Origin of the sequence: Streptomyces sp. NPDC007929, from assembly GCF_042959065.1 — a bacterium.
Classification (GTDB): domain Bacteria; phylum Actinomycetota; class Actinomycetes; order Streptomycetales; family Streptomycetaceae; genus Streptomyces.
In genome coordinates, this window is the sequence record NZ_JBIBKD010000006.1 from 396,790 (window position 1) to 423,069 (window position 26,280).

16 protein-coding genes and 1 tRNA gene are annotated in these 26,280 nt (G+C 70.0%); 11 read left to right on the forward strand and 6 right to left on the reverse strand.

The features are described from left to right. The first annotated feature begins 27 nt into the window (after window positions 1-27). Window positions 28-6,441: an RHS repeat-associated core domain-containing protein gene (locus tag ACFZDE_RS22585; RefSeq protein WP_391202173.1), complete on the forward strand. Its 6,414-nt coding sequence runs from the start codon at window positions 28-30 to the stop codon at window positions 6,439-6,441. Between the two features lie 192 nt (window positions 6,442-6,633). Then, complete coding sequence (locus tag ACFZDE_RS22590) at window positions 6,634-7,077, forward strand: hypothetical protein (RefSeq protein WP_391202176.1); 444 nt, start codon at window positions 6,634-6,636, stop codon at window positions 7,075-7,077. A 1,523-nt stretch (window positions 7,078-8,600) separates the two neighbouring features. On the opposite strand, the gene ACFZDE_RS22595 is transcribed toward ACFZDE_RS22590, so the two are convergent. Continuing rightward, window positions 8,601-8,673 (reverse strand) — tRNA-Arg (locus ACFZDE_RS22595). Between the two features lie 494 nt (window positions 8,674-9,167). Between ACFZDE_RS22595 and ACFZDE_RS22600 the strand changes: the two genes are divergently transcribed. Then, window positions 9,168-10,295: a DUF5937 family protein gene (locus tag ACFZDE_RS22600; protein WP_391202179.1), complete on the forward strand. Its 1,128-nt coding sequence runs from the start codon at window positions 9,168-9,170 to the stop codon at window positions 10,293-10,295. 52 nt (window positions 10,296-10,347) lie between these two features. After that, a complete protein-coding gene (locus ACFZDE_RS22605; protein WP_391202182.1) occupies window positions 10,348-11,607 on the forward strand; it encodes an MFS transporter in 1,260 nt (419 codons plus the stop codon). 371 nt (window positions 11,608-11,978) lie between these two features. Here the strand turns inward: ACFZDE_RS22605 and ACFZDE_RS22610 are convergent, their stop codons facing one another. Then, complete coding sequence (locus ACFZDE_RS22610; RefSeq protein ID WP_391202185.1) at window positions 11,979-12,329, reverse strand: DUF4440 domain-containing protein; 351 nt, start codon at window positions 12,327-12,329, stop codon at window positions 11,979-11,981. 26 nt (window positions 12,330-12,355) lie between these two features. Then, window positions 12,356-13,168, reverse strand: coding sequence for an MBL fold metallo-hydrolase (locus ACFZDE_RS22615; RefSeq protein WP_391202188.1), 813 nt, complete (start codon window positions 13,166-13,168; stop codon window positions 12,356-12,358). A gap of 90 nt (window positions 13,169-13,258) precedes the next feature. Between ACFZDE_RS22615 and ACFZDE_RS22620 the strand changes: the two genes are divergently transcribed. The 4 genes from ACFZDE_RS22620 (at window position 13,259) to ACFZDE_RS22635 (ending at window position 18,561) form a co-directional block, all read left to right on the forward strand. After that, window positions 13,259-13,627: a winged helix-turn-helix transcriptional regulator gene (locus ACFZDE_RS22620; RefSeq protein WP_391202191.1), complete on the forward strand. Its 369-nt coding sequence runs from the start codon at window positions 13,259-13,261 to the stop codon at window positions 13,625-13,627. A gap of 4 nt (window positions 13,628-13,631) precedes the next feature. Beyond that, window positions 13,632-14,879 (forward strand): helix-turn-helix domain-containing protein, encoded by a 1,248-nt coding sequence (locus tag ACFZDE_RS22625; protein ID WP_391202194.1) that lies wholly within the window; start codon window positions 13,632-13,634, stop codon window positions 14,877-14,879. Window positions 14,880-15,125: 246 nt separating this feature from the next. After that, window positions 15,126-16,949, forward strand: a complete 1,824-nt coding sequence (locus ACFZDE_RS22630) for an AMP-binding protein (RefSeq protein WP_391202197.1) — start codon at window positions 15,126-15,128, stop codon at window positions 16,947-16,949. Between the two features lie 163 nt (window positions 16,950-17,112). Next, entirely contained in the window at window positions 17,113-18,561 is a 1,449-nt protein-coding gene (locus tag ACFZDE_RS22635; RefSeq protein ID WP_391202200.1) for a tannase/feruloyl esterase family alpha/beta hydrolase, read from the forward strand. Window positions 18,562-18,676: 115 nt separating this feature from the next. On the opposite strand, the gene ACFZDE_RS22640 is transcribed toward ACFZDE_RS22635, so the two are convergent. After that, window positions 18,677-20,356 (reverse strand): IclR family transcriptional regulator C-terminal domain-containing protein, encoded by a 1,680-nt coding sequence (locus ACFZDE_RS22640; RefSeq protein ID WP_391202203.1) that lies wholly within the window; start codon window positions 20,354-20,356, stop codon window positions 18,677-18,679. 114 nt (window positions 20,357-20,470) lie between these two features. Beyond that, window positions 20,471-21,718, reverse strand: a complete 1,248-nt coding sequence (locus ACFZDE_RS22645) for a M6 family metalloprotease domain-containing protein (RefSeq protein ID WP_391202206.1) — start codon at window positions 21,716-21,718, stop codon at window positions 20,471-20,473. Between the two features lie 401 nt (window positions 21,719-22,119). Here ACFZDE_RS22645 and ACFZDE_RS22650 point away from each other — a divergent pair, with 401 nt between their 5' ends. Continuing rightward, window positions 22,120-22,764 (forward strand): TetR family transcriptional regulator, encoded by a 645-nt coding sequence (locus ACFZDE_RS22650; protein WP_391004317.1) that lies wholly within the window; start codon window positions 22,120-22,122, stop codon window positions 22,762-22,764. A gap of 213 nt (window positions 22,765-22,977) precedes the next feature. Continuing rightward, window positions 22,978-24,519 carry a DHA2 family efflux MFS transporter permease subunit gene (locus tag ACFZDE_RS22655; RefSeq protein WP_391004319.1) on the forward strand — a complete coding sequence of 514 codons (1,542 nt, stop codon included), beginning with the start codon at window positions 22,978-22,980 and terminating at the stop codon, window positions 24,517-24,519. A gap of 338 nt (window positions 24,520-24,857) precedes the next feature. On the opposite strand, the gene ACFZDE_RS22660 is transcribed toward ACFZDE_RS22655, so the two are convergent. Then, complete coding sequence (locus ACFZDE_RS22660; protein ID WP_391004321.1) at window positions 24,858-25,391, reverse strand: MarR family transcriptional regulator; 534 nt, start codon at window positions 25,389-25,391, stop codon at window positions 24,858-24,860. A gap of 89 nt (window positions 25,392-25,480) precedes the next feature. On the opposite strand from ACFZDE_RS22660, the gene ACFZDE_RS22665 reads away from it, so the two are divergent. Then, complete coding sequence (locus ACFZDE_RS22665; RefSeq protein WP_391004323.1) at window positions 25,481-26,266, forward strand: dioxygenase; 786 nt, start codon at window positions 25,481-25,483, stop codon at window positions 26,264-26,266. The last annotated feature ends 14 nt before the right edge of the window (window positions 26,267-26,280 follow it).

Sequence of the window (26,280 nt, forward strand, 5' to 3'; positions counted from 1 at the left end):
GCTTTTGGCATAGGCACACCAAGAAAAATGCGGAGCGGCAGGAGACGCCGCGCCGGGACGATCGTGACGATCCTGGCGCTGTCTCTTGTGGTCCCCACCGGCCCAGCCCCCGTGGCTCAGGCGGCCGAGAAGGGGCTTGGCCGGCCGAAAGTTCCTGATCAGCGGGTGAGCAAGGTAAAGGAACTCGGCGGGCCCGGCGCGAAGGAAGCCCGCGCGAGGGTTGCCAAGGACAAGAAGGCCGATGCCGAACGCGTCCGGCAAGCCCGTGCGGAGCGGAAGGCTGCCTGGCCCGAGCAGGGTGACGCGAGCGTCGAACTGGACGCCGGCAAGCCAGTCCAGGCAGAGCCCGGCGGACTTCCCATTAGCATCGCTCCGCCCGGAGGCAAGAACGGCGCCGAATCCGGCACCACCGCACGGATCACGGTCCTCGACCAGAAAGCCGCCAGGGACGCCGGCATCACCGGCGTGCTGCTGACCGCCGAGGTGGACGAGGCAGGACGGGCCGAACTGGGCATCGACTACAGCGGCTTCGCCTCGGCGATCGGCGGCGGCTGGGCCTCCCGACTGCGCCTGGTGCGCCTCCCCGGCTGCGCCCTGGACACGCCAGAGAAGGCCGCGTGCCGCACTACCACCCCAGTCAAGTCCGACAACGACCTCGTCGGCCAAACCATCACCGCCTCTGTCCCACTGTCCGAGACCAGTGACGGCCCCTCGACGCAACTGGCCGACGCGGCCACCTCGGAGACAGCGGTGTTCGCCGTGACCGCGACCGACCCGGGCGCGGGCGAGTCCCCCTCGGGCTCCGGTGACTACTCGGCCACCGAACTGTCGGAGTCCTCGTCCTGGGAGGCGGGCGACAACTCCGGCACCTTCTCTTGGAGCCACGACTTCAACATGCCGCCCGCCGCGGCCGGACCGACCCCCGAGCTGTCCCTCACCTACGACTCGGGCAGCGTCGACGGCCGCACCGCCGCTACCAACAACCAGGGCAGCGCGGTCGGTGAGGGCTTCAGCATCACCGAGTCCTACATCGAACGCTCCTACAACTCCTGCGACGACGACGGCCACAAGGACGTCTTCGACACCTGCTGGAAGTACGACAACGCCCAACTCGTCCTGAACGGCAAGGCCAGCCGCCTGGTGAAGGTGTCCGGCACCTGGGACAGCACCTGGCGGCTGGAGAACGACGACGCCTCCCTGGTGACCCGCTCCACGGGCGCCGACAACGGCGACGGCAACGGCGAGTACTGGACCGTCATCACCGGCGACGGCACCAAGTACGTCTTCGGCCTGAACAAGCTCGACGGCGCCACCGATCAGCGCACCGACTCCACTTGGACCGTCCCGGTCTTCGGCGACGACTCCGGCGAGCCCGGCTACGGCAACGGCGACTCCTTCGCGGACCGCTCCGTGACCCAGGCGTGGCGGTGGAACCTGGACTACGTCGAGGACACCCACGCCAACGCCTCCACGTACTGGTACGCCAAGGAGACCAACTACTACAAGAAGAACAAGGCCACCACGGCCAACGCCTCGTACACCCGCGGCGGCTACCTGAAGGAGATCAAGTACGGACTGCGCAAGGGCGCGCTGTTCACCGACGACGCCGACGCCAAGGTGACCTTCAGCCACGCCGAGCGCTGCACCGTCACCGACTGCTCCTCGCTGACCAAGGACACCGCCAAAAACTGGCCCGACGTGCCCTTCGACGCGATCTGCAGCGACGGGGACACCGACTGTCTGGCCTCCGGCCCCTCGTTCTTCTCCCGCAAGCGGCTGACCGGCGTCGCCACCTCCTCCTGGAACGCCACCACCAGCGCCTACGACCCGGTGGACTCCTGGGCACTCACCCAGGAGTACCAGGACGGCGGGGACATCGGCGACACCTCCGACCACGTACTGACCCTGAAGTCGATCAAGCGGACCGGCAAGGCCGGTGACACCGCCATCGCGCTGAACCCGATCACGTTCACCTACCAGTGGCGCGAGAACCGGGTCGACGGCACCGACGACATCCTGCCGCTGACCCGCCCCCGGATCTCCACCGTCACCTCCGAGACCGGCTCAATCACCACGGTCACCCTCTCCTCACCGGAGTGCGTGCGCAGCGAGGTGACGGGCGCCGCGGAGGACACCAACACCCGTTCCTGCTACCCGAGGTACTGGAACATCAACGGCTCCTCCGAGGCGTCGGTGGACTGGTTCCACAAGTACCGGGTCCTGGCCGTCGTCGTTTCCGACCCGGCCGGGCACAACGACGCCGTCGAGTATGCCTACGACTACAAGGGCGCCGCCTGGCACTACAACGACGACCCGCTCACCCCGAAGGCGGAGCGCACCTGGTCCGGCTGGCGCGGCTACCGCGAGGTCACCGTCCTCACCGGCGCCGCGAACACCACCCGCTCCAAGACCGTCTCCCTTTACATGCAGGGCATGCACGGCGACAAGAAGAAGGACGGCACCACCCGCTCCGTCTCCCTCGCCCCGCTGACAACCCCGTCGATCGGGGTGGCGAGCATCACCGACAGCGACCAGTACGCGGGCACGCGCCGCGAGCACGTCACGTACAACGGCTCGACCCCGATCACGGTGGAGGTCAACGACCCGTGGTCTAAGGAGACGGCACGGCAGAGCGCGCCCGACGCCGCCGCCCACGTGGCGCGCTACGTCCGCTCGGGGAAGTCCACCACCCATACCTACCTGACCGCCTCCGGGACCTGGCGCGCCCGCACGGTCGCCACGACCTACGACGACTACGGCATGCCGACCACGGCCGACGACTCCGGCGAGGTCGGCAAGGGCGGCGACCAGACCTGCACCCGCACCTGGTACGCCCGTAACGACGCGGCTGGCATCACCGACCTGGTCTCCCGCACCCGTACCGTCGGCCAGTCCTGCTCGGTGGCCGACACCAGCCTGAACCTCCCGGCGAACTCGGAGACCCGCGGCGATGTCCTCACCGACACCGCCACCGTCTACGACAACCCCTCCGCCACCACCTGGTCGGCGTCCCAGACCCCGACCAAGGGCGCGGCCACCTGGACCGGCCGTGTCTCCGGCTACACCGCCACCGCGGGCACGGACGGCCTGCGCCCGGCCTCCGGCTGGCAGCGGACCACGACGACCACGTACGACACCCTGGGCCGCCCCATCGACGCCACCGACGCCGAGGGCAACACCACCAGCACCGCCTACACCCCCGTCGCCGCGGGCCCGCTGACAAAGACGATCGTCACCGACCCCCTCGGCCACAAGGTCACCAGCTTCCTGGACCACCGGCACGGCCAGGAACTGCGCGTGTACGACGCCAACCTGAAGAAGACCGAGACCACCTACGACGCCCTCGGACGGCTCACGGCGGTCTGGCAGCCCAACCGCAACAAGGCCGCCGGCTACAGCGCGAACACCACGTACGCGTACCGCATCAGCGCCACCGAACCGTCCTGGGTCTCCACCTCGACTCTCAAGAGGGACGGCGAGACGTACAACACCACCTACGAGTTCCACGACTCGCTGATGCGCCCGATCCAGACGCAGTCCCCCACCCCGGTCGGCGGCCGGATCCTCACCGACATCCGCTACGACACCCGCGGACTGGAGTACGAGAAGTACGAGGACATCTTCGACAGCACCAGCACCCCGAACGGCACTTACACCCGCGAGGAGTACGGCGAGGCGCCTCGGCAGACGGAGACGGTCTACGACGGCGCGGAGCGGGCGATCACCAGCACCTTGTACGTGTACGGGGTGAAGAAGTGGTCGACCACCACGACCCACACCGGTGACTCCACCGCCACCAGCGCCGTGCAGGGCGGCTCCGCGACCCGCACCATCACCGACGTCCGCGACCGGACGGTGGAGACCCGCGAGTACGCGGGCCCGAGCCCGGCCGACCCTCAGTTCGACGGCGGCGCGGGCACGGCCTCGTACACCAGCACCCGCTTCCAGTACACGCTGGACGACATGCAGACCGAGGTCACCGGCCCCGACGGCGCCAAGTGGACCTACGGCTATGACCTGTTCGGCCGCAAGACCAGCGCGGACGACCCCGACAAGGGCCTGACGAGGCTGGCCTACGACAAGATGGACCGGCCGACACAGACCACCGACTCCCGTGGCCGGTCCGTCATCACCGGCTACGACGCCCTCGGCCGCACCACCGGCACCTGGAAGGGCTCGAAGACCGACGCGAACCAACTCACCGCCTACACCTACGACGGACTCCTCAAGGGCGAGGCGGACGCGAGCATCCGCTACGTCGGCGGCAAGACGGCCAAGGCGTATGCCGAGACCGTCACCGCCTACGACAGCATGTCCCGCCCCACGACCACCGAACTGACCCTGCCCGCCTCCGACCCGCTCGCCGGGGCGGGTGCCACCACCGTCCAGTTCGAGACCAACTACAACATCGACGGCACCCTCCAGAGCGCCAAGGAGCCCGCGCTCGGCGGCCTGCCCTCGGAGATCGTCGACTACGGCTACACCGGCACCGGTCAGCTCACCTCCCTGGGCGGCAGCACCGGCTACCTCCTCGACGTCGACTACTCCCCCCTCGGCGAGGCCAGACAGGTGGTCCTCGGCACCGCCAACACTGAGGCACACAAGAAGGCGTACGTCACCAACACCTGGGAGGAGGGCACCGGACGGCTCCTCGGCAGCCACGTCACCGATCAGACGCACCCCTACAAGCTGCAGAACCTCGTCTACACCTACGACCAGGCGGGCAATGTCACCTCCATCGCCGACACCAGCACCCTCGGCGGCACCGCCGCGCCGGAGACCCAGTGCTTCACCCATGACGGCCACCGCCGGCTGACCGAGGCATGGACACCCGCCTCCCAGAACTGCTCCGACACCCGCGACGCGAGCGCCCTGGGTGGCCGGGCCCCGTACTGGACCAGCTACACCTACAACGACGCGGGCCAGCGCACCACGGAGACCGCCCGCACCAGCACCGCCACCACTAAGACGACCTACTGCTACGAGAAGCCGGCCCAGCCGCACGCCCTGACCGGCACCAGCAAGACCGCGAACTGCACCACACCGGATCGCGCCTACGACGTCGACAGCGCGGGCAACACCAGCACCCGCCCCGACGGCACGGCTACCCAGGACCTGGTCTGGTCGGACGAGAACAGACTGTCAAGCCTGACGGAGAACGGGAAAACAACGGACTACCTCTACGGCGCCGATGGCACTCTCCTGATCCGCGCCACGCAGGACGGTGAACGCGTCCTGTACGCGGGCGCGACCGAACTGCACCTGCGCGCCGACGGCACCACCTGGGCACAGCGCCACTACGGCACCGACGGCCTGACGGTGGCCGTCCGCTCCAACGAGAGCGGAACCAACCAACTCAGCTATCTCGTCGCCGACGAGCACGCCACCGCAGCCCTCGCCATCGACGCCACGGATCAGGCGTACTCCCGCCGCTACCTGATGCCCTTCGGCGCCCAGCGCGGCAGCACCACCGGCACGGCCTGGCCCGACGACAAGGGCTTCCTCGGCAAGACCACCGACACCGGCACCGGCCTCACGCACGTGGGCGCCCGCCAGTACGACCCCGTGATCGGCCAGTTCATCAGCGTCGACCCGCTCCTCCAGACGGGCGTGGGACAGACCCTCAACGGCTACAGCTACGCCATCCAGAACCCGTCGACTCTCGCCGACCCGTCGGGCCTCGGCGTCCCCGAGTGCAACGAGCCGCAGAAGTACGGCATCACGTGCCGGGGCGGCATTCCGGTGAGTACCAGCAAGAAGAAGGCCGGCAACTCCGAGGGCCCGGTCCGGGCCTGCCGCTGCGGCAGTCGCCCCCCGCTGGTCAAGGGCAATACCAAGCCCACCGGTCTCGGTGGCATCCCCGGCCGCCGCAACCTCGACCTGCCGTCCACGCCCGCCCCGAAGGGCTGGCTCAAGACCACGCCCCCGCCCAACCCCGGGCCCGCACCCAAGAAGGACGACGGCTTCTGGGGCAAGCTGAAGGGCGCGGCACGCGGCACGGGCGGCTGGCTGAAGGACACGTTCACCACCTGGGACGGCTGGAAGAACCGGGTCATCCCAGGGCTGGCCTTCGGCGCCTGCGTGGTGGTCTCGGCGGGAGTCTGCACCGTAGCAGGCGTGGTCGCCGTCGGAACGACCTTCGTCGGCGACGGCCTGACAACCGGAAGCTGGAACTACGCCGCGGCGGGCAAGAGCCTGGCCTGGACCCTCGCGGGCGGCGGCGTGGCCCGCGGACTGGCGGGCAGCTGGCGTGGCGCGGCCTTCGTAGGCCGAACACGGGTCAAGACAGTCTCCGAAATGGAGAACGTCACGATCTACGGCTACCGCAAGACCGTCGACTGGGGCGCCACCCAGGCCAACATGACCCTCAACCTCGGCAACTCGCTCACCTTCTGCGGCGTGGGCGCGTCAAGCCCGGGAGCGTCGGCGGGCTGGTGCTGAGCGGCCACCGCCGAACGCGACCATGAGAACCTGAGGCACCGCCGAAGGGCCAGGAACGGAAAGAGAGCGATGACGAAGCCATCACCACAAGGTCGAACCGTACTTCGCCGCCGTTCCTGGCCCGTCCTCTGCGGAACAGCCATCACGGCCCTCGGCATCGGAATGCTGGCGGCCGTCTGGAAAGTCACCTCGGTGAACGGCTTCCGCATGGGCTGGCAGGGAATCCCCGTCTACCTGGCCCTGGCAGCGATCCTGGGCCGAATCGCCACCTGCAAGGTCGTCCTGCAAGAGGCCACACTGGTCGTCATCAACCCCCTACGCACCCACACCATCCCACGGTCCGCCCTCGCCCGAGCGGAGGTGGACGACCACGGCACCCTGGAGCTGCACCTCCACGACGACAAGCGCATCCCGTCGTTCGCGTTCGGCGGCTCGCTCGTCGACCGCATCAAGGGGACCAGCGAGGAAGCGGCCCACACCATAACCACCTGGCTCAACACTCCCCACCCACCAACTTCCGACCTCCACACTGAAATCCACTGGACACGCTCCCTCTACGCCGATACCGCCCTCGCCCTCTGCGCGGCGACCACAGCAGCGGGCGCCCTCTGGATGGCGCTCAGCGGGGGTTCGTGACCGGTTCCGTCACCTGGTCGGGAGCCCAAGAGGGAAAACTCCCGAAGGGCTTGTGCCAGTTTGGATGGTGGCTTCTTCGTCAGCATGGAGGGCTCTGCCTGCATCGTGATGACGCATAACTAAGCCGGACGGGTCCGTGGACTTCGGGTGGACGCGGTCCATCAGTTTCGGCGGTGCCGGATTCGGTTTCAGCAGTGACGTTTCCATGCTCCGCAGCAACGCCGATGACAACGGTCAGTTCGCCGGATACGGGCGCGACGTCGGGGCATCCTTTGGAGGGCGAGCAGGTGCACAGCCTAGAGGTGGGCTTCGGTGTGAGCCTCAAGTGCGAGGGGTATGCCGGCGTGAACAAGACATGGAGTGGCACATGGTTCGCTCGGTGAGGGTCGGGAAGGTTCAGACATGTTAAGCCTGACCGTGGAATCCTCCTAATCATCCTCGGTGTCTGTCTCATCGGGGACTTCGGAAGGATTGCAAGTTGCCTCTACGCTTTCTTTGCCGATTTCATGAATCCTGGACGCGCCACCGCCGGGACCTTCCGGCCGGTGGGAGTATTCGCGGTCCTGCTGGGAGTCGGCTGGATCGCGACTTCATTCCCGCTCGGATAGCAGTCGGATGACGGGCGAGGCGTGCCGTGACATTCTGCGGCACGCATTGCTGATCTCAGTCACTCATGAGGAGCTATGGATTTCCTTTATCTGGCATGGAAAGGAATTCTTGGAATTCTCGGATTCTGCCTCGCTCTCAACATTCGCGACTCGGTCTATCGGATCTACGAGTTCCTCACGAATCGCGGGCCGTTTGCCCCTGGCCTCGGCTTCAGCCCGTTCGTCATCAGGATCGTCGGGGCACTCATAGGCGCCGCTTCGACTTGGTCATGCGTGAACGACCTAACCTTGGGTTAGCTCATGGTGGAATACGGTCGGCGTCCCTCCGTGGGAGCGCTCGATGAGCCGAAGCTGCTGCCGCTGCTGGTCAGATGGCACTTGCGGAGGGAACAGAGCAGAAGGCGAACAGGGGTTCTGTGTTCGCCGAGATCAGGGAGCCACTTCGAAGCCTGACGTACAAGGCGGGTGTCGTGTCTCTCTGGGAGAATGGCGTTGAACTCTGCTCCCGCAGTCGCGACGCTAAGATGCCCGAATTCCTTGAGCTGCCGCCTGGCGTGCACAGGTTCGAGTTCAAGGTGATACGCGTGAGGGCAGGGAAGAGTTTCTCGCTCCAGAGGGCCGTGGACCTGGAAGAAGGCGAGATCCTGGTCGCGGTGTGTGATCCCGTTCAATCGAACGTATTCTACAGGCGAAGCCCGGAACCTCCGAGGACACCACCCCCGAAGCGGAGCCCGAGCCCGACGAGGCGGAGGCGGGGTCCGTGCCGGATGGTGCTGATCCGTCGGGAGAGATATCGGAGCCTGGCGACCCGTCCGCTCACGCACCGCTCACGCAAACGGCCCCGGACGAGGAGTCCGAGGCCGAATAGAACCCCTCCCTGGGGGAGAAATCCCAGGTCAGAGCGGTAACGCGCTGTGCCCCCGGCAGGATTCGAACCTGCGACACCCGCTTTAGGAGAGCGGTGCTCTATCCCCTGAGCTACGAAGGCAGCGGCTTGTAGGAAACCTTGTTGAAAACCCAGGGTGTGGATCTTCGGCGAGGAATGCAAGCCAGCTGGTCAGATGTGGTGCGACGCTCTCCGTTGGGTGATCTGGGCAGACAACGTCACGTACCAACGACTGACCAGGGGTAGCTTAGCGGATGTGCGCCAGTGAGGGTCCTCGGTCTGGGGGCGGGCGGTCGGGGCGGCGGGCTGGAGGGCCTCTGACCTGCGGTGCCTGGGGCTTGCATCGCGCGGTGGGTGGATGGGCGGGCGCTGTGGGAGCCGGGGGCGAGGGCCGTTGGGCCGTTGTGTTCGCTGTGTCGGCTTGTGGGGCTACTTGCCCCCGTCTCGGTGCCTGGCCTGACAGGCCGACACGCTCACCACCTCGGGGTTGGCCCACGGTGAGAGCGACGCGCAGGTCAGCGTCAGTCACCATCGCCGACCACCTTCTCGCGCGGCACGCTCCCTCCGGGGGCGTCGGACGGCGAGGATGACGAGTCATGACGATCGTGTTCCGGGTGCCCGCCGGTGGCGCGGAGCGGGTGGGGTTCGCCTACTCGCCGACGATGGAAGCCGTGCTCAGCCTTCACGTGCTGGTGGAGCCCAAGCACCACCCCGTCCAACACGGCTGGGTGCGCGCGATGCGCAAGCTGTCGCCGGCGCTGAAGCGGGAGATCGAGGCGTTCTCCTACGCGGTGCGCTCGTACTTTCCCGAGTTCCTCTTTCCACGGCCGACCGGTGGGCTCGCCGACTTCGGCAGCGAGCTGGCCGGCCTGCGCACGGCGGACCCGGAGCTGGTCCGGCTGGAGTTCGCTGTCCCGCTGCTGTCGCCGTGGCCGGGCGGCGGCGAGGGCAGGGACCCTCACGCGCTGCGGGATCCGGACGTACGCGCCCTGCTGCGGGAGCGGGTCGCACGGGAAAGCGACGAAGCGATGGCCGCGATGCTCCTGGACGACCCCCGCGCACTCCTCGAAAGGTTCCTGAGCATGCTGGAACGCTACTGGCGGGAGGCGTTCGAGGAGGAGTGGGCCCGGATCGAACCGGAACTGGCCGCCGGGGTCAGCGAGGCCGGGCACCAGATCGAACAGCGCGGACTGTACGGCATGCTCCGCGGCCTGTGGCCGGAGGTGCGCAGCGACCGGCAGGCCGAACGCTTCTGGCTGGAGCGCCCCCACGACCACGAGGTCGCCATCGGCCCGGACGACACCCTGCTGCTCGCCCCCAGCGCTTATGTGTGGCCGCACGTCCGGGTCAACTGTGACGGCCCCTGGCCCCTCGGCCTCGTCTTCCCCGTCTCTTCGATCGCCCGGGAAGCCCGCCCCAGGATTCCTCCCGCACAGCTCGTCGCCATGCTCCGCGCGCTCGCCGACGACACCCGCCTGCGCGCCCTCCGGCTGATCGCCGAACGACCGCGCAGCACCCAGGAGTTGGCCCCGCTCGTCGGCGTCAGCGAGGCCGCCCTTTCCAAGCACCTGCGTGTCCTGGCGGACGCGGGCCTGCTCGAACGGCGCCGTGAGGGCTACTACGTCCTGTACCGGCTCCTGCCCGGGCAGATGGCGGGTCTCGCGCCCAGCCTGGAGAGCTTTCTGCACACCACCGACCCCATGGGTCGGCCCGCCGCTGATTAGCCATCTGCCTAATCAGTGGATCGGATGCCCGAGGAGATCCGACAGTGACGGCATGTCACTGCTCAGGGACCGCGATTTCCTGTTTCTCTTCGTCGGCCAGGCCGTCTCACGCTTCGGCGACGGCCTGTACACCGCCGCGACCGCCTGGCTGGCCTGGTCGCTGACGAAGGACCCGACGGCCGTCGCCGTGGTCAGCGTGGCCGCGTTCGCGCCCGCGTTCCTGGCCACGTTCGTGTCCGCTTCGTACGCCGACCGTTACGACCGCCGCAAGCTGATGATCGCCACCGATCTGGCCCGGGTCGCCGTGGTGGCGGTGGCCGCGGTGTTGCTGTCCCTCGGTCTGCTGAACCTGCCCCTGCTCGTGGTGACAACGGCCCTGCTGGCCCTGATCGGTGCCCCGTTCGCCCCGGCCCGCAACGCCATCGTCACGCAGATCGTCCCGGCCGAACGTCTGCAGCAGGCCAACGGGCTGCTGCAAGTCGCCTTCCGGGCCGCCTTCTTCGTCGGCCCGCTCATGCTCGCGCCGCTGCTGGCGTACGGCTCCATGCGGGCCGCGCTGGTGGTCAACGGACTGACCTTCCTGGGTTCGGCGGGCGCCGTGGCCGCGATCCGCGTGACCCGCCCCGTCCTCGCCGCAGGGCAGGTGGGGCTGTGGGCCGATCTCGCCGCCGGGCTCAGGGCCGTGCGGGCCGCTCCCGACGTGCTGGTGGTCATCGTGACCTTCGTGCTCGCCCTCGCTCTGACCAGTGGTTTCCTGACGGTGGGGCTGGTCGCGGTCGTCGGGCAGGGCGGCCGCTACGGCCTGTTGCTGGGCGTCGCCGGGGTCGCGGAAGTGGTGGGGGCGCTCCTGCTGGCCGGCCTGCGGATGCGCAGACTGGCCCTGGTGGCGGTGCTGGCCTGGGCCCTGCTCGGAATCTTCCGTGCGCCGCTCGGAATCGTCACCTCCACTGCCGGGGCCGTAGTGCTCCTGATCATCACCGGGCTGGCCTCGGCCCTCACGGACATCCCGCTGATCGCGCTGGTGCAGCAGCGCATACCGAGTCACCATCTGGCGAAGGCGTTGGGTCTGTGGGAGGCCGGAGTGGCGGGGGCCCTGGCCGTTTCCCCCTTCGTGGCCTCGACCACCATCGCACTCACCGGAGTCCGGGACGCCTTCCTCCTCTCGGGCGCCGCCCTCGTCGTCCTGGCCACCAGTGCCGCGCTCACCCTGGCCCGCATGGACAGAGCACAGCGGCCCGGGCAGTCGCGCACCGGCGTCCCGTCTGGTGCCGAGACCGAACAACCGGCAGCCGCGCCGGAGTCCGCCCGGTGACCGGCCCGGCCCCCTGCTGTCGTCCCGCCTGCCCCGATTCCGGACGGCCCGCCGTGAACGAGGCTCGCCGCACCAGTCGTGAACCGCCGTCGTGAGCGAGGCTCGCCGCACCCGTCGTGAACCGCCGTCGTGAGCGAGGCTCGCCGCACCAGTCGTGAGCCGTTCGTGCTGAACCGGACTTCCGCGCCGCCGCCCTTTTCCCGAGCCGCCGCTCACCCTCACCGGCCAACCGCGCCGCGCCCGGACCGTACCGGATCACGACCGTGTCACCTACGCCGGACAGCAAGCGGCGGCCGCATCGAGAAGGTCGATGCGGCCGCCGCTGCCGTGAGGAGGTTGGTCGCCCGACGGTGATGTCGGGACGACGAGAGTCAGACGCCGTAGGGGTTGTCGATGATGTAGACCCAGTCGCCCTCGCTCGTCCTCTTCATCACCTCGACCGCCTTTCCTTCCACGGTGCCGCTCTCGCTCGTGATCCGCCAGGACGGCTGGACCATCGCCAGATCGCCGTTCTGATGGACCGACGTGGCCACCACCTCCATGGTGCTGGGCGAGGCGAGGTAGGGCTTCAGCGCTTCCTTGATGCTTTCCCTGCCGTAGACGGGCTGCTGTCCCGGTCCCGGTACGAACATGGCGTTTTCGTCGAACAGGGAACCCAGTCCGTCGAGGTCCTGGTCCTTGAGGTAGTGGGCGAAGCGCTGGTGCACGGATTCCGGTGTCATGTTCTTTCCTAATGCTGGGGGAGGTGTCAGTGGGTGTGCGGGAGGGGCAGGGTGATGGGTCGGCCGGGGGTGGGCCAGTGCAGCGGGACGCCGACGCCGTCGAAGACCTGCTGGACGTGGCTGCGGTCCTCGGTGTAGTGCGCCCAGCCCTCGGCGTGCACGGCCACCACGAGGGGGTCGCCGAGCAGGCGGCGGGCCTCGATGGCCTGGACCGCGGTCATCGACAGTCGTATGTCACCGAGTTCCTCGAAGCCGGCCGCACCCAGGTGCAGCAGCGCCACGTCGACGCGGTGCCGCTCGGCCAGGGCGCTCATCGCCTCCAGGTCGACGGTGTCACCGGAGACGTACACGTTCGGTGTCGAGTCGTCGTCGGTGTGCAGGAGGAAGCCGGTGACCGGACCGGTGATGTGCTCGGTGCCGACGGGGCCGTGGCGGGCGGGGACCGCGGTGATGTGCAGCGGCGTGCGGTCCGGCTTCGACAGGGTCCGGATCTGCCAGGGTTCCAGGCCGGTGGCCGTGCCTCCGAGGTCGTCGGCGCCGGCGAGGGTGGTGAAGACCTTCGAGGCGGCGGTGGCCACCGTGCGTCCGGTGGTGTCGAGGTTGTCCAGGTGTCCGGTGTGGCTGGCCAGGACGGCGTCGAGGGCGGGCAGTTGTGCGGGTTTCAGTGCCGGGTCGGCGGTCTTGCGCACGATGACCGGGCCGTCTTTGTACTCGGTGCCGGCGGGGTCGAAGGTCGGGTCGGTCAGCAGTGTCCAGCCGGCCAGGTGGATCAGGGCGGTGGGGCCGCCGAGTACCGTCACGGTGTTCGCGTCACGGGGCACGGCATCGTCGGTTACCACGGGTACTCCTTGACGATCAGGGGTTGGCTCGCTCACTCTGGCCGAGTTACTTACTGCAGGGAAGTACGTACCTTCAGGTGAGGTGAGCACGTGCAGGAAATCGCGCGGGGCAACGTCCGTAATCCCGCCTGCCCTGGCAGGCAGCTGTTCGACCTGGTCACGGCCCGGTGGGCCGCCCTGGTACTTGTCGACCTCCAGGACGGCCCGCAACGCTGGTCCGAACTGCGCCGACGGGCCGGCGGCGTCAGCGACAAGATGCTCGCGCAGACCCTGCGCGACCTCGAAACCGGTGGACTGATCACCCGCACCGTGCTCAACAGCCGTCCACCGACGGTGCAGTACGACCTGACCGACCTCGCCCGCGGCGCCACTACCGCACTGCAACACCTGCAGGACTGGGCCGAAGAACACACCAGCGACTACGACCACCACCGGCGCACCCACACCCCCCTGGGCTGAGGCCGTGACGCGCCGATCAGGTCAGGTGGCCGCCCTCAGTGAGGTGGCCGGCATCGTCGCCGCTCAGCGGCAGTCACTGGCCGAGGCGGCTCTGGAGGCCATGCGGGCGGAGATTCCCGGCTACGCCGCCCTCGTGGACGAAGCGCTGCTGGCCGACGTGGTGGCCCATGTGACGGAGGCCGTCGACGCGCTCAGTGTCAGCCTGGCCCGCGACCGACCGGTCACGGACGACGACGTGGCGTTCGTCCGCCCGCATGCCGCGCGGCGGGCACGGCAGGGCATGCCCCTGGTGGATTTCATGCACGCGCTGCGCATCGCGCACCGCGTGATGTGGGAGGCGATCGCCGACTGGGCGGTGCACACGACCGGCGGGCGTGACGTCGCGCTGGAAGCGTGCGGACTCGTCATGGAACTGATCAACCGGGGCAGTACGGTCGCGGCCCGGGCCTATCTGGACGAGGAGCAGTTCCTGGCCGTGGAAGGCGACCGGGTACGCCGGGACCTGCTCGAAGACCTGATCGCGGGGCGGGAGCCGGCGCCGGGACCACGGCTGACCGCGGCCACGAAGGCCGGGCTGCATCCCGATACGCCGTGTGCCGTGGTGGTCGCGGTGCCCGTGGGGCCCGTCGGCGACCCCTACAGTCTGCGTTCCGCCGCGTCGCTTCTCGGGCAGGCCGCGGGCGACCCGGCTCGTGCGCTGACCGTGCTGCGGCAGGACGAGATCGTGATCGTGCGGGCGCTGCGCGACAGGGTGGGCAGTGTGTCCGGGGACTCCGTGAGGACGGCTCGGCGGACGCTCGCCGACCAGGGGACACGGCTCGCGGTGGGCGTCAGCACGCGGTACGACACCGTCGCCGATCTGGGGAAGGCGTACCACGAGGCGGTCTCCGCGCTGGGCACTCTGCCGCCGGACGGTGGCGTCGTCTGCCTGTCCGATCTCGGTGTGCTCGACTATCTGACCCTCCGAGCGGACGAGACCGCCGCACGCATCGTGCCGCCGGCGCTCCGTACCTTCGTGGCCGAGGACTCCAGGGCGGACGGCACCCTGATCCGAACGGTGGAGGAGTACGCCGCCAGCGATCTGAACGTGAAGGCCGCGGCCCAGCGACTCGGTGTTCACATCAACACCGCGCATCACCGTCTGGCCCGTGTCGAGGAACGGACGGGGTGCGACCTGCGCAGGCTCGCCGACCTCCAGGAGCTGCTGATCGCGATAAGGCTGTTCGGAGGCGGCTCCGGCACCGCGGTGTGACCCGGTCACCTTCGCGGGTGGAGACCTGATCACCTCCCGGCACAGGGGTGTGATCGGATCACAGTGCGGCGGCCGCTTTGTTGGGCGTCATGCCCGATGCCCCGCGCGCCACGGATGCCTAGCGTTGCCGTCGTCGAACCCGCGCGCTCACGCCGCGGCTTTGCCGGCGCCGCCGTAGCCGTATGTGTGCGCGTCGGGCCTGTCGAGCGTGAGTTCCGGTACGAGCCGATCGACGGGAACTGATCCATGACCGACCCCACACCCATGCCCGCCACGCTCTGCGATGCCTTCCAGCGCACGGCGGCCGTCGCGCCCGACACGGTGGCCCTGCGCACCGTGGGCGCGACGCGCACCGTGACCTGGCGGGCCCTCGCCGAGGACGTGCGCCTCCTGGCGGCCGGCCTGGCCGGGCTCGGAGTCAGGCGTGGTGACACCGTCGCGCTGATGATGACCAACCGGGTCGAGTTCTTCCCCGTCGACCTCGCGGCCCAGCACCTGGGCGCCATCCCGTTCTCCGTCTACAACACTTCGCCGGCGGCCCAACTCGCCCATGTCCTGCGCAATTCCGGAAGCAGGGTGATGGTGTGCGAAACCCAGTACCTTCCCGTCGTCCGAGAATCCGGCGTGGCCGTCGAGCACCTCATCCTGGTGGACGGGGACGAAGTCCCGGCGGCGGGCACCCTCAGTCTGGAAACCCTCCGCGCCCGGGGCCGGGCGAACACCTCCTTCGACTTCGACGCGGCCTGGCGGGCCGTCCAGCCGGACGACGTGCTCACCCTGATCTACACCTCGGGCACGACCGGCCCTTCGAAGGGCGTGGAGATCACGCACGCCAACCTGCTCGCCCAGGCCGCGGGGGTGGCACAGGTCCTGGACTTCCGCTTCGGCGACCGGACCACCTCCTACCTCCCCTCCGCCCATGTCGTCGACCGCTTCACCTGCCTGTACGCACAGGCGATCTTCGGCGTGCAGGTCACGGTGGTGCCCGACATCAAGGAGATCGGCAAGGCGCTGCCGGACTGCCGGCCGACGATCTGGTGCGCCGTCCCCAGGGTCTGGAACAAGATCAGGCAGGCCGTGGAGCTCGGCATCGAGAGCGAGCCGGACGCGGTACGGCGGGGGGCAGTCCGGGGGGCGCTGGAGACCGGCCTCGAACGTACGCGCCTGCTGCAGGCGGGCAAGCCGGTCGACGACGAGCTCGCCGCCACGTACGCCACGGCGGACGCCGGGGTGCTGTCCGCACTGCGGTCCCGTCTGGGGCTGGACCAGGTGCGGTGGGCGGTGACCGGCGCGGCACCCACACCGCCGGCGACCCTGGAATTCTTCGCGGCGCTCGGCGTCCCCATCGCCGAGGGCTGGGGCATGTCCGAGCTGAGCTGCTTCGGTGCCGTCAGCCCGCCCGCGCGGGCACGCTTCGGCACCATCGGCACACTGCTGCCCGGCCTGGAGGCACGCCAGGCCGCCGACGGCGAACTCCTGGTGCGGGGGCCGTCGGTGACGAAGGGGTACCACAACGACCCCGACCGGACCCGCGAAGCCTTCGACCAGGACGGCTGGTTCCACACCGGCGACGTCATCATCTCCGACGCGGACGACTACCTGACCATCGTCGACCGCAAGAAGGACCTGATCATCAACGAAGGGGGCAAGAACATCTCGCCCGTCACGGTCGAGACCGCCCTCACCACCGCCAGTTCCCTGATCGGCACCGCTGTGGCCATCGGCGACAGCCGCCCCTACCTCACCGCGCTGCTCGTCCTGGACGCCGAGGCCGCGGCGGCCTTCGCCGCCGGGCACGGGCTGCGGCCGGACCCACGCTCCCTGGCCCGCTCCCCCCTGCTGATCGACGCCCTGAAGGCCGCGGTGGCCGAGGGCAACAGCCGGCTGGCACGCGTGGAGCAGGTCAAGCGCTTCCGGGTGATCCCCGCGTACTGGGACGCGACGAGCGATGAACTCACCGCCACCTTGAAGCTCAAGCGGCAGAAGGTCGCCGAGAAGTACGACGCGGACATCGCCGCACTGTACGCGGACCCGATCCCCTCCGACAGCCACGAGCCGGCCGGCCGCTGACCGGCCCCATCCGCACAGCCAAGAAAGAGAAAGAGGGAGGTGAGCGGGCATGAAGTGGAAGCCTTCAGCCGGCAGCGCCGAGCATGCACCATCCCCGCGAGGCCCCGTCCGACGCCGGCTCGCGATCTCCGGATCTCTCATCCTCGCGGCAGGGCTCTGCGCCATGCCGGTCCACGGGGCGAGCGCGTCCGCACACACAAGACCCGGCCAGCCGGTCCGCTCCTGCGAGAGCCTCACGGCTCTGCGCTTTCCGGACGGCACGAGGGTCACCAGCGCCTCGCGGACCACCACCACTCCGGTGATCTGCAACGTCGAACTGCTGGTTCCCCAGAACATCCACATGCGCGTGTCACTGCCCGTCGGCACCTGGAACGGGCGCTTCCAAGGGGTGGGAGGCGGTGGCTTCAACGGCTCCGTCCCGGACACGGAGAGCGCGGCGAAGACCGGTTACGCCGCCGCGGGTTCCGACTCCGGTCATACCGCCGACTCCAGTGACGCCTCGTGGGCCTGGTCCCCCACCGGCATGAACCGGTCCCTGATCAACGACTTCATCTCGCGCGCGCTGCACGAGACCACCGTCAAGGGCAAGGCCGTCACCCAGGCGTTCTACGGCACGTCACCCACCTACGCGTACTGGAACGGCTGCTCCAACGGCGGCAGGGAAGGCCTCCAGGAAGCGCAGGTCCAACCGCGCGACTACGACGGCATTCTGGCGGGTGCGCCGGCGATCCAGGCGGACCGGTTCCTCCCCGCGGCGATGTGGCCCCAGGTCGTGATGCACGAGCTCGGCGACTTCGTGCCCTCGTGCAAGTTCGACGCGGTCGACAAGGCGGTCACAGCAGCGTGCGACAGCCGCGACGGCGTGACCGACGGTGTCATCGCGGACCCCCGGGCCTGCCGCTTCGACCCCACCTCGCTGGTCGGCACCGTGACCCCCTGTGGCACGATCACGGCCAAGGACGCGGCCGTGGTGAAGAGGATCTGGGACGGGCCGCGACGCCCGGACGGTCGCCGCCTGTGGTACGGAATCCTGCCCGGCGCCTCGTTCGCCAGACTCGCCGCCACCGCGGACGGCGACGGGGCCCCGACGCCCCTCGCGGCTGGCTGGTTCACCTACTGGCTGGCGAAGGACCCGTCCTTCGACTGGCACCGCCTGACCATGGCCGACTTCGCCCGCTACTTCGACCGCTCCCGTCAGGAGTGGGGTCCCGTCGTCGGCACGGACGACCCCGACCTGCACGCCTTCCGTGCCGCCGGCGGCAAACTGCTCCTCTGGCACGGCCTGGCCGACCAGCTGATCCCTTCCCAGGGAACGATCAGGTACTACGAGCAGGTCACCGCCGCGATGGGGGGCCGGGGCAAGACCGAGCAGTTCGCCCGTCTCTTCACGGCCCCCGGCGTGGGCCACTGCCGGGGCGGCTCCGGCGCCGCCCCGGCCGACCCGCTGGCGGCCCTGGTGAAGTGGGTCGAGCACGGCAAGGCCCCCACCACACTGCGCGCCGCGAACGGGCCCATGAGTCGGCCGCTGTGCCGGTGGCCTGCCGTCGCCCGCTACGACGGACACGGCAGCACGAACGACGCCGGCAACTTCCGCTGCACCGGCCGCCGGTGACGCACCGGGCGTCTCGGCCTGCGCGGGCCACTGGAGGATGACAGTGCCGAGGATCGCGGGGAGCCCGGCGACCTCGGTGAAGTCGAAGCAGGCGTCAGCGCACCGGGTACGGGGGTCAGGTCAGGGGGACGTGGGTGAAGCGGGCCGCCGTGTGGAGGTCCGTCTGGATGCGGGCGGCCGTCGCCGTCAGTTCCGGGACCAGGTCCGTCACGCACTCGCTCGGCGTGCGGCGGCTCGCGTGCATCGCCGCGCTCAGGGCCGCCACCACCCTGCCCGAGCGGTCGCGGATCGGGACGGCGATCGAGCGCAGGCCCTCCTCCAGTTCCTCGTCCACCAGGGCGTAACCCTGCGTGCGGACCGAGGTCAGGGTCTCCGTCGGCGTCGGGGCGTCGTCGTACGCGTCCGCCAGCAGCACCCTGCCCTGTGCCGTCGCGTACGCCGGCAGCCGCGTGCCCACCGTGATGTTCACGCTCAACACCCGCGCCGTCGCCGCCCGGGCCGTGTACTGGATCTCCTCGCCGGAGTCCGCCAGCACCGCCAGTGACGTCGACTCGTGGATGCGCGACGTCAGGTCGGCCAGGTGGGGCTGGGCGATCGCCGGGAGGGACGTGCGGGACAGGGGAGGGAAGCCGAGGGAGAGGACCCGGGGGGTCAGGGTGAAGGTGCGGCCCACCGTGGCGACCAGACCCAGGTGTTCGTAGGTGATCAGGGCCCGGCGGGCCGTCGCCCGGGCCAGGCCCGTCGCCTGGGACACCTCCGTGAGCGTCAGCTCCGGCCTGCCCTCGCCGAACGCCGTCAGGACCGTCAGCCCCCGGGCCAGGGATTCGATGAACTCGCGGCCCAGCCGCTGCTTGGACGCCCCGGTCCACAGGGCCAGGTCCGACGGGGGCGGGCCGGGCTCGGGGGGTGGGGCGGCCTGGAGTTCGCGTTCCATCGTCCGCACCGCGGAGCGCAGCCTCGGCAGCAGCGTCGTCCGCAGGCCGCGTGCGGTGTGGCGGCTCGTATGGCTCACCACGCTCGCCACGCCGGCGATCCCGCCCTTCGGGTCCGGGTGGCGCACCGGCACCGAAATCGCCACCAAGCCCGGCTCGATGAGCTGGTCGTCCAGGGCCCAGCCGCGCGTCGACGCCTCTCGCGTGCGCCGTACGAACGCTTCGTCGTCCTCCGCGTCCCCTCCGTACGCGCGGGGCGGTACGGCCGTGAAGGACAGGTCCCTCGGGTCCGCCGCCCTGCGCTCACGCCAGCGTTGCCAGTCCGCCGCTGTCCACTCGGTCGCGAACAGCGGGCCGGGGGCCGTGCGTTCGGCGGGGAGCAGGTCGCCGATGCGGAAGCTGAGGGACATCGCGCGGCGGCGGGCCGCCTGGTGGATGAAGCGGATGCCGTCGCGGTCGGCGACCGCCAGGGAGACCGACTCGTCCAGTTCGTCGGCCAGGGCGTCCGCGTGCGGGGAGAGCAGGGCGGGCAGGCGCAGGGCCGACAGGTAGGCGTTGCCCAGTTCCATCAGGCGGGGGGACAGGTGGACGTCCCGGCCGTCCAGGCGGACGTAGCCCATGCGGGCGAGCGTGGCCGTGACGCGGTCGACCGTGGAGCGGGCCAGGCCGCTGGCGCGTTCCAGGGCGCTCAGGCTCAGCGTGCCGCCCGCCTCCGTCAGTTCCCGCAGGACCGCGACGCCGCGGATCAGGGGGGTGACCGCCTCGGCGGGGACCTCTCGCCCTTCGACCGAGACGGCCCCCTTCCCAGGGCCGGCCGGTGGGGTGGACCCCTCCGGGGTCTCGGTCGTGCGCTTCGCTGGCATCGGCTCTCCGGTACGGCGCTCGCGACGGTCGCGGCAGGCCCACCGTAATCCGGAATCCGGGGGGCGGAGGCCGGAGGCCGGGAGGGGGCACCCGCGCCCACGCCCAGTGCCTCGTCAGTCCCGGGTCACCCGAACCCGGTGACCCCCCTCCACCGCCGCCCCCGCCGCTCCCGCCCCCACCCCCGCGACCTCGATCGTGACCCCCCTCTCCGCGTCGCGGAACCTCTCGCCGGGCGTGAACGTCGCGTCCGACAGTTCCGCGTGGACGTTCGGCGCGCGGGTGCAGCCGCCGCTGTCACGTCGGGAGTCCTGGACGGTGACCGGGCCCATGCCCGTGTCCACCTCCGCGTCGACCTTGTAGATCAGGACGCCGGGGCGGCACACGGCCTCGTCGTTGCCGGCGCGGGTGCGCAGTTCGACGGCGTAGCCGGTTCTGGTGTCCAGGGGGACGAAGACGAGCTTGGAGCCGCCCGGCAGGGCCAGCGGCGTCAGCGTGTACTCCGTGGTGCCGGGGGACGCCGCGCAGTGGACCTGGGCGGCGTCGAGCCAGCCCAGTTTCCACTTGTGCCAGCCGAGGAAGTCGTTGTTGGCGCCCCAGTCCTCGCTCATGATGTCCCAGTGGCCGACCGCGCCCCCGCCCTCGGCGGTGTACAGGTCGGGCAGGCCGAAGACATGGCCGTTCTCGTGGGGGAGGACGCGGTAGCCGGTGCGGTGGTAGGAGCCGGAGCCGTCGTCCTGGCGGGAGTAGACGAAGGAGGCGTTGGCCACGGGTATGCCGTCGGCCGTGGGTGCCTCGGGGTTGCCGGCGAAGGTGACGGACAGCACGGTGTCCAGGGCGGACGGGCCGGCGTTGGGGCTCACCAGAACGTTCAGCAGGTCGTACGCGCGGAAGTCCACCTTCGGGTCGGCCACCGCCACGAGGTCCTGGACCAGCGCCCGGTATCCGGGTTCGAACGGGGCCCCGCGCTCTATGCCGTAGTCCCGGAACGACTTCGGCATGCGCAGCCACCCCGGGATCGGGGTCTCGGGGCGGTAGTCGAGGCGGCCGTAGGAGCTGGTGCGGAACCACTCGCGGGTCTGCGGGAAGAACTCGTGGTAGCGGTCCTGGGCGTCGCCCTGCCCGGGAGCGTCGGAGAAGTCGATCATCAGGGTGAGGGCGCGGACGGTGCCGGTGGAGCGGGTGTAGCCGGTGGCGGTGGGGATGCCCTCGGACATCTGGACCTCGCGGGCGCCGCTGATCATGCAGGGGCCGTGCTCGGCGGTGTGGGACAGGGTGATCGGGCCCGCTCCCGCCGCGTTGGGGCCCGGGGTGAGACGGCCCGAGCCGGCCGAGGTGCTGACCGTGAAGGTCAGGGCGGTCACGCAGGCCAGGGCGGCCAGCCGGCGCCTGGGTATCCGGCCGCCGGACGGACCCGTGCCGTCCGGGCGGGGGCGCCGGGGCCGGGGCCAGGGTCGGGGCCGGGGCGGTATGCAAGGGACCTGCAAGGGACCTCCCGCGCCACGGCAGCCTCCCGGTTCCGGGCTGCACCCTTGCGATCACCCTGCGTCGCGGGGTGGAGGGACGCGCGCTGGAAGAGACCGATCGTGGGTTTCCCGTCAGTAGCGGTCTCAGGTGCTTGTGAGTCAGGTCACAAACAATTTCCGCGGGAGTGGGAAATACCGGGGACCCACTCCCCGTTTAGCCATGTGTCGGAACGAAACGGGGACCCGCTCCCCGGATCGGACCGAGAGACACCCGACACGTACGAACCGAGGAGTACGCCGTGCAGACCGCCACCCCCGAAGCGCGCAAGGTGCCCCGGCCTCGCGCCGACGCCGTGCGCAACCGGGAGCGGATCGTCACCGCCGCCCGGGAGATGTTCGTCGAGCACGGCCCCGAGGTGCCGCTCGACGACATCGCCCGCCGGGCCGGCGTCGGCAATGCCACGGTGTACCGCAACTTCCCGGACCGCGACGCGCTCGTCCGCGAGGTCGTCTGCTCCGTCATGGACCGTACGGCCGCCGCCGCCGAGGCCGCGCTCACCGAGACCGGCGACGCGTTCGGGGCGCTGGAGCGCTTCGTGCACGTCACGGCCGACGAGCGGATCAGCGCGCTGTGCCCGATGGTCTCCAGCACGTTCGACCAGCACCACCCGGATCTGGAGGCCGCGCGTGAACGGGTCGAACGACTGATCGCGGAGGTCATGGACCGCGCCAGGTCGGCTGGGCAGCTCCGGCCGGACGTGGACGTCGGAGACGTCATGATCGCCGTAGCCCAGCTCAGCCGGCCCCCGGCCGGTACGGACTGCTTCCGCGCCGACCGCTTCGTCCACCGCCACCTCCAGCTGCTCCTGGACGGGCTGCGGGCTCCGGCTCGCTCCACCCTCCAGGGCACGCCGGTGACCATGGAGGACCTGCGTCGACCTTGAGCACCGACCTTGAGCGTCGACCTTGAGTGCCGACCTCGACCGATCAGTTTCAGGCCGCCCCACCGGTCTGAACCCCGACCACCAACCGACCGGCTGACCGCCTGACGGGCGGTTAGGGCGGCCGTCCCCGCCGACGAGCCGTCACCTTTCGTCACCCTTTTTCCAGCACGACGTCCCGATTTTCCGTCACGAAGTCCCGAAGTGGGTATCCCCATGTCTGAAACAGCCTCAAAGGCTCTCCGCGCTCCGGCCGCAGAACCGGATTCCGGGCGCTGGAAAGCGCTCGTCTTCATCGCGCTCGCCCAGCTGATGGTCGTCCTGGACGCCACCATCGTGAACATCGCCCTGCCCTCCGCCCAGCAGGACCTCGGCATCTCCGACGGCAACCGGCAGTGGGTCGTCACGGCCTACGCCCTCGCCTTCGGCGGTCTGCTGCTCTTCGGCGGCCGGATAGCCGACCTGTGGGGCCGGAAGAAGGCCTTCGTGGTCGGGCTCGGCGGCTTCGCCGCGGCCTCCGCGCTCGGTGGCGCGGCCACCAACGAGGCGATGATGTTCGGCGCCCGTGCCCTCCAGGGCGTCTTCGGTGCCCTGCTCGCGCCCGCCGCGCTGTCCCTGCTCGCGGTGATGTTCACCGACGCCAAGGAGCGCGCCAAGGCGTTCGGCATCTACGGCGCGATCGCCGGTGGTGGCGGTGCCGTCGGCCTGATCCTGGGCGGTTTCCTCACCGAGTACCTGGACTGGCGCTGGACGTTCTTCGTGAACATCCCGTTCGCCATCGTTGCCGCGGCCGGTGCCTACTTCGTCATCCGTGAGCCCGAGGGCGGCCGCAACCGCTCCCCGCTCGACATCCCCGGTGTCGTCCTCTCCACCCTCGGCCTGGTCGCCCTCGTCTACGGCTTCACCCGCGCCGAGTCCAACGGCTGGAGCGACTCCGTCACCGTCGGCATGTTCGTCGCCTCGGCCGTGCTGCTGGCGTCCTTCGTGCTCGTCGAGTCGAAGGTCAAGGCCCCGCTGCTGCCGCTGCGCGTGGTCACCGAGCGCAACCGTGGCGGGATCTACCTCTCCCTCGGTCTCGCGATCATCGCGATGTTCGGCCTGTTCCTCTTCCTGACCTACTACCTGCAGATCGTGAAGGGCTACTCGCCGGTCAAGACCGGGTTCGCCTTCCTGCCGATGATCGCGGGCATGATCACCGGATCCACCCAGATCGGCACCCGCCTGATGACCCGGGTCGCGCCGCGGCTGCTGATGGGCCCGGGCTTCCTGGTCGCCGCGCTCGGCATGCTGCTGCTGACCCAGCTGGAGATCGGCTCCTCGTACGCAGCCCTGCTGCTGCCGGCGATGCTGCTGCTCGGCCTCGGCATGGGTACGGCGTTCATGCCGGCCATGTCCCTGGCCACCCAGGGCGTCGAGCCGCGGGACTCCGGTGTCGCCTCCGCGATGGTCAACACCTCGCAGCAGGTGGGCGGCGCGATCGGCACGGCGCTGCTGAACACCGTCGCCGCCTCCGCGACCACGGCGTACGTCGCCGACCACATCGCCGGGGCGACCAGCCGGTCCCAGCAGCAGCTGGTCCAGCTGGAGGGCATGGTGCAGGGCTACACCAGCGCCATCTGGTTCGCCGTCGGCATCCTCGTGGTCGCCGCCGTGATCGCCCTGACCTTCGTCAACGCCGGCCGCCCCGGCGGTACGACGGTGGCGTCCTCCGGTGAGGACGCGGCGGACGAGGTGCAGATCCCGGTCGTCGCCCACTGACACCCGCCCAACCCACCCCTTCGGGCCCTCCGTAGGACGGGGAAGGGGACGCCCCGCCCCTACGGAATCCAGGACCTGCCCTGCTCCAGCACCACCGGAGCAGGGCAGCTCCGTGTCCGCGGCTTGGCGGGCGGGTTCGTTCCCGCCCTTCGGTGAGCGGGGCGGTTGCGCGTGCGCGGCTTGGCGGACGGGTCCGCGCCCGCCCCGCGGCGAGTAGGGCGGTTGCGCGTGCGCGGTTTGGCGGGCGGGTTCGTTCCCGCCCTTCGGTGAGCGGGGCGGCTCCGTGTCCGTGGCTTCACGACAGGTCGGCCCCGTCTCGGTCGGTCACCACGCCGCCGTCAGCGAAGCCACGGCAAGTCCGCCCCCGCCTCGCTCGGCTGGAGCCCCTCCGCCACGATCCGCATGATCTCGCCGAGGGACTTCTGCTGTTCCGGGGAGAGCCGGTCGAAGACCGCCTGGCGTACGGCCTCCACATGGCCCGGCGCGGTCTGCCGCAGCACCGCCAGGCCCTCGTCCGTGAGGACGGCGAACTGGCCCCGCTTGTCGTCGGGGCAGTCCTCCCGGTGCACCCAGCCGTTCTTCTCCAGGCGCGCGACGGCGTGCGACAGACGGGACCGGGTGATCTTCGCCAGCATCGCGAGCTCGGTCATCCGCAGCCGCCGCCGCGGCGCCTCGGCGAGCTTGACCAGCAGGCCGTAGTAGACGTGCGGCATGCCCGCGTCGCGCTGCAGCTGCCGGTCGAGATGGTCGTCGAGGAGGGTGACGCCCTCCATGAACGAGCGCCAGACGCGCTGCTCCTCGTCGGTGAGCCAGCGCGGTTCCTGGGGCTCCGCGGGGGAGCCCTGTGCCGGGTCGGATGCGGGTGCCTTCATGTGTTCCACTCTACGTGGACCCTCCTTGAACTTTAAACAAATGGCCCGTACAGTTTTGTAGGGAACCACGTTTTGGAAGGAGCCGCAGCATGTCCGCCGCCACCCAGGAGCGCATGCCCGCTCTGTACCTCAGCCACGGCGCCCCGCCCCTGGCCGACGACCCGGTCTGGCCCGGTGAGCTGGCCGCCTGGTCCGCCGGACTGCCGCGCCCCAAGTCCGTGCTGATCGTCTCCGCCCACTGGGAGGAGGCCCCGCTCGCCCTCGGCGCCACCGAGACGGTTCCGCTCGTCTACGACTTCTGGGGCTTCCCGGAGCACTACTACCGGGTGACGTACGACGCCCCCGGCGCACCGGAGCTCGCCGAGTCCGTACGCAAGCTGCTGCGCGCCCCCGGCGTGCCCGTCCAGGACGTCCCCGACCGGGGCCTCGATCATGGCGCGTACGTGCCGCTGGTCGAGATGTACCCGGAGGCCGACATCCCGGTCCTCCAGGTGTCCATGCCGACGCTGGACCCGGTCCGGCTCCTGGAGATCGGCCGCAAGCTCGCCCCGCTGCGCGACGAGGGCGTGCTGATCATCGGCTCCGGCTTCTTCACCCACAACCTGGCCGCGCTGCGGCAGGGCGGCATCCCCGCCTGGTCGTCCGAGTTCGACGACTGGGGCCGGCGGGCGCTGGAGTCGCGTGACGTGGACGGCCTGCTGGACTTCACCCACAAGTCGCCCGCCGGGCGGCTGGCCCACCCGCGCACCGAGCACTTCGCCCCGCTGTTCGTCACCATGGGCGCGGCCGACGCGGCCGGTGAGCTGGACGCGCAGAAGTCCGTGATCGACGGGTTCTGGATGGGCCTGGCGAAGCGGTCGGTGCAGTTCGGCTGAGGAGGCCTCCGCAG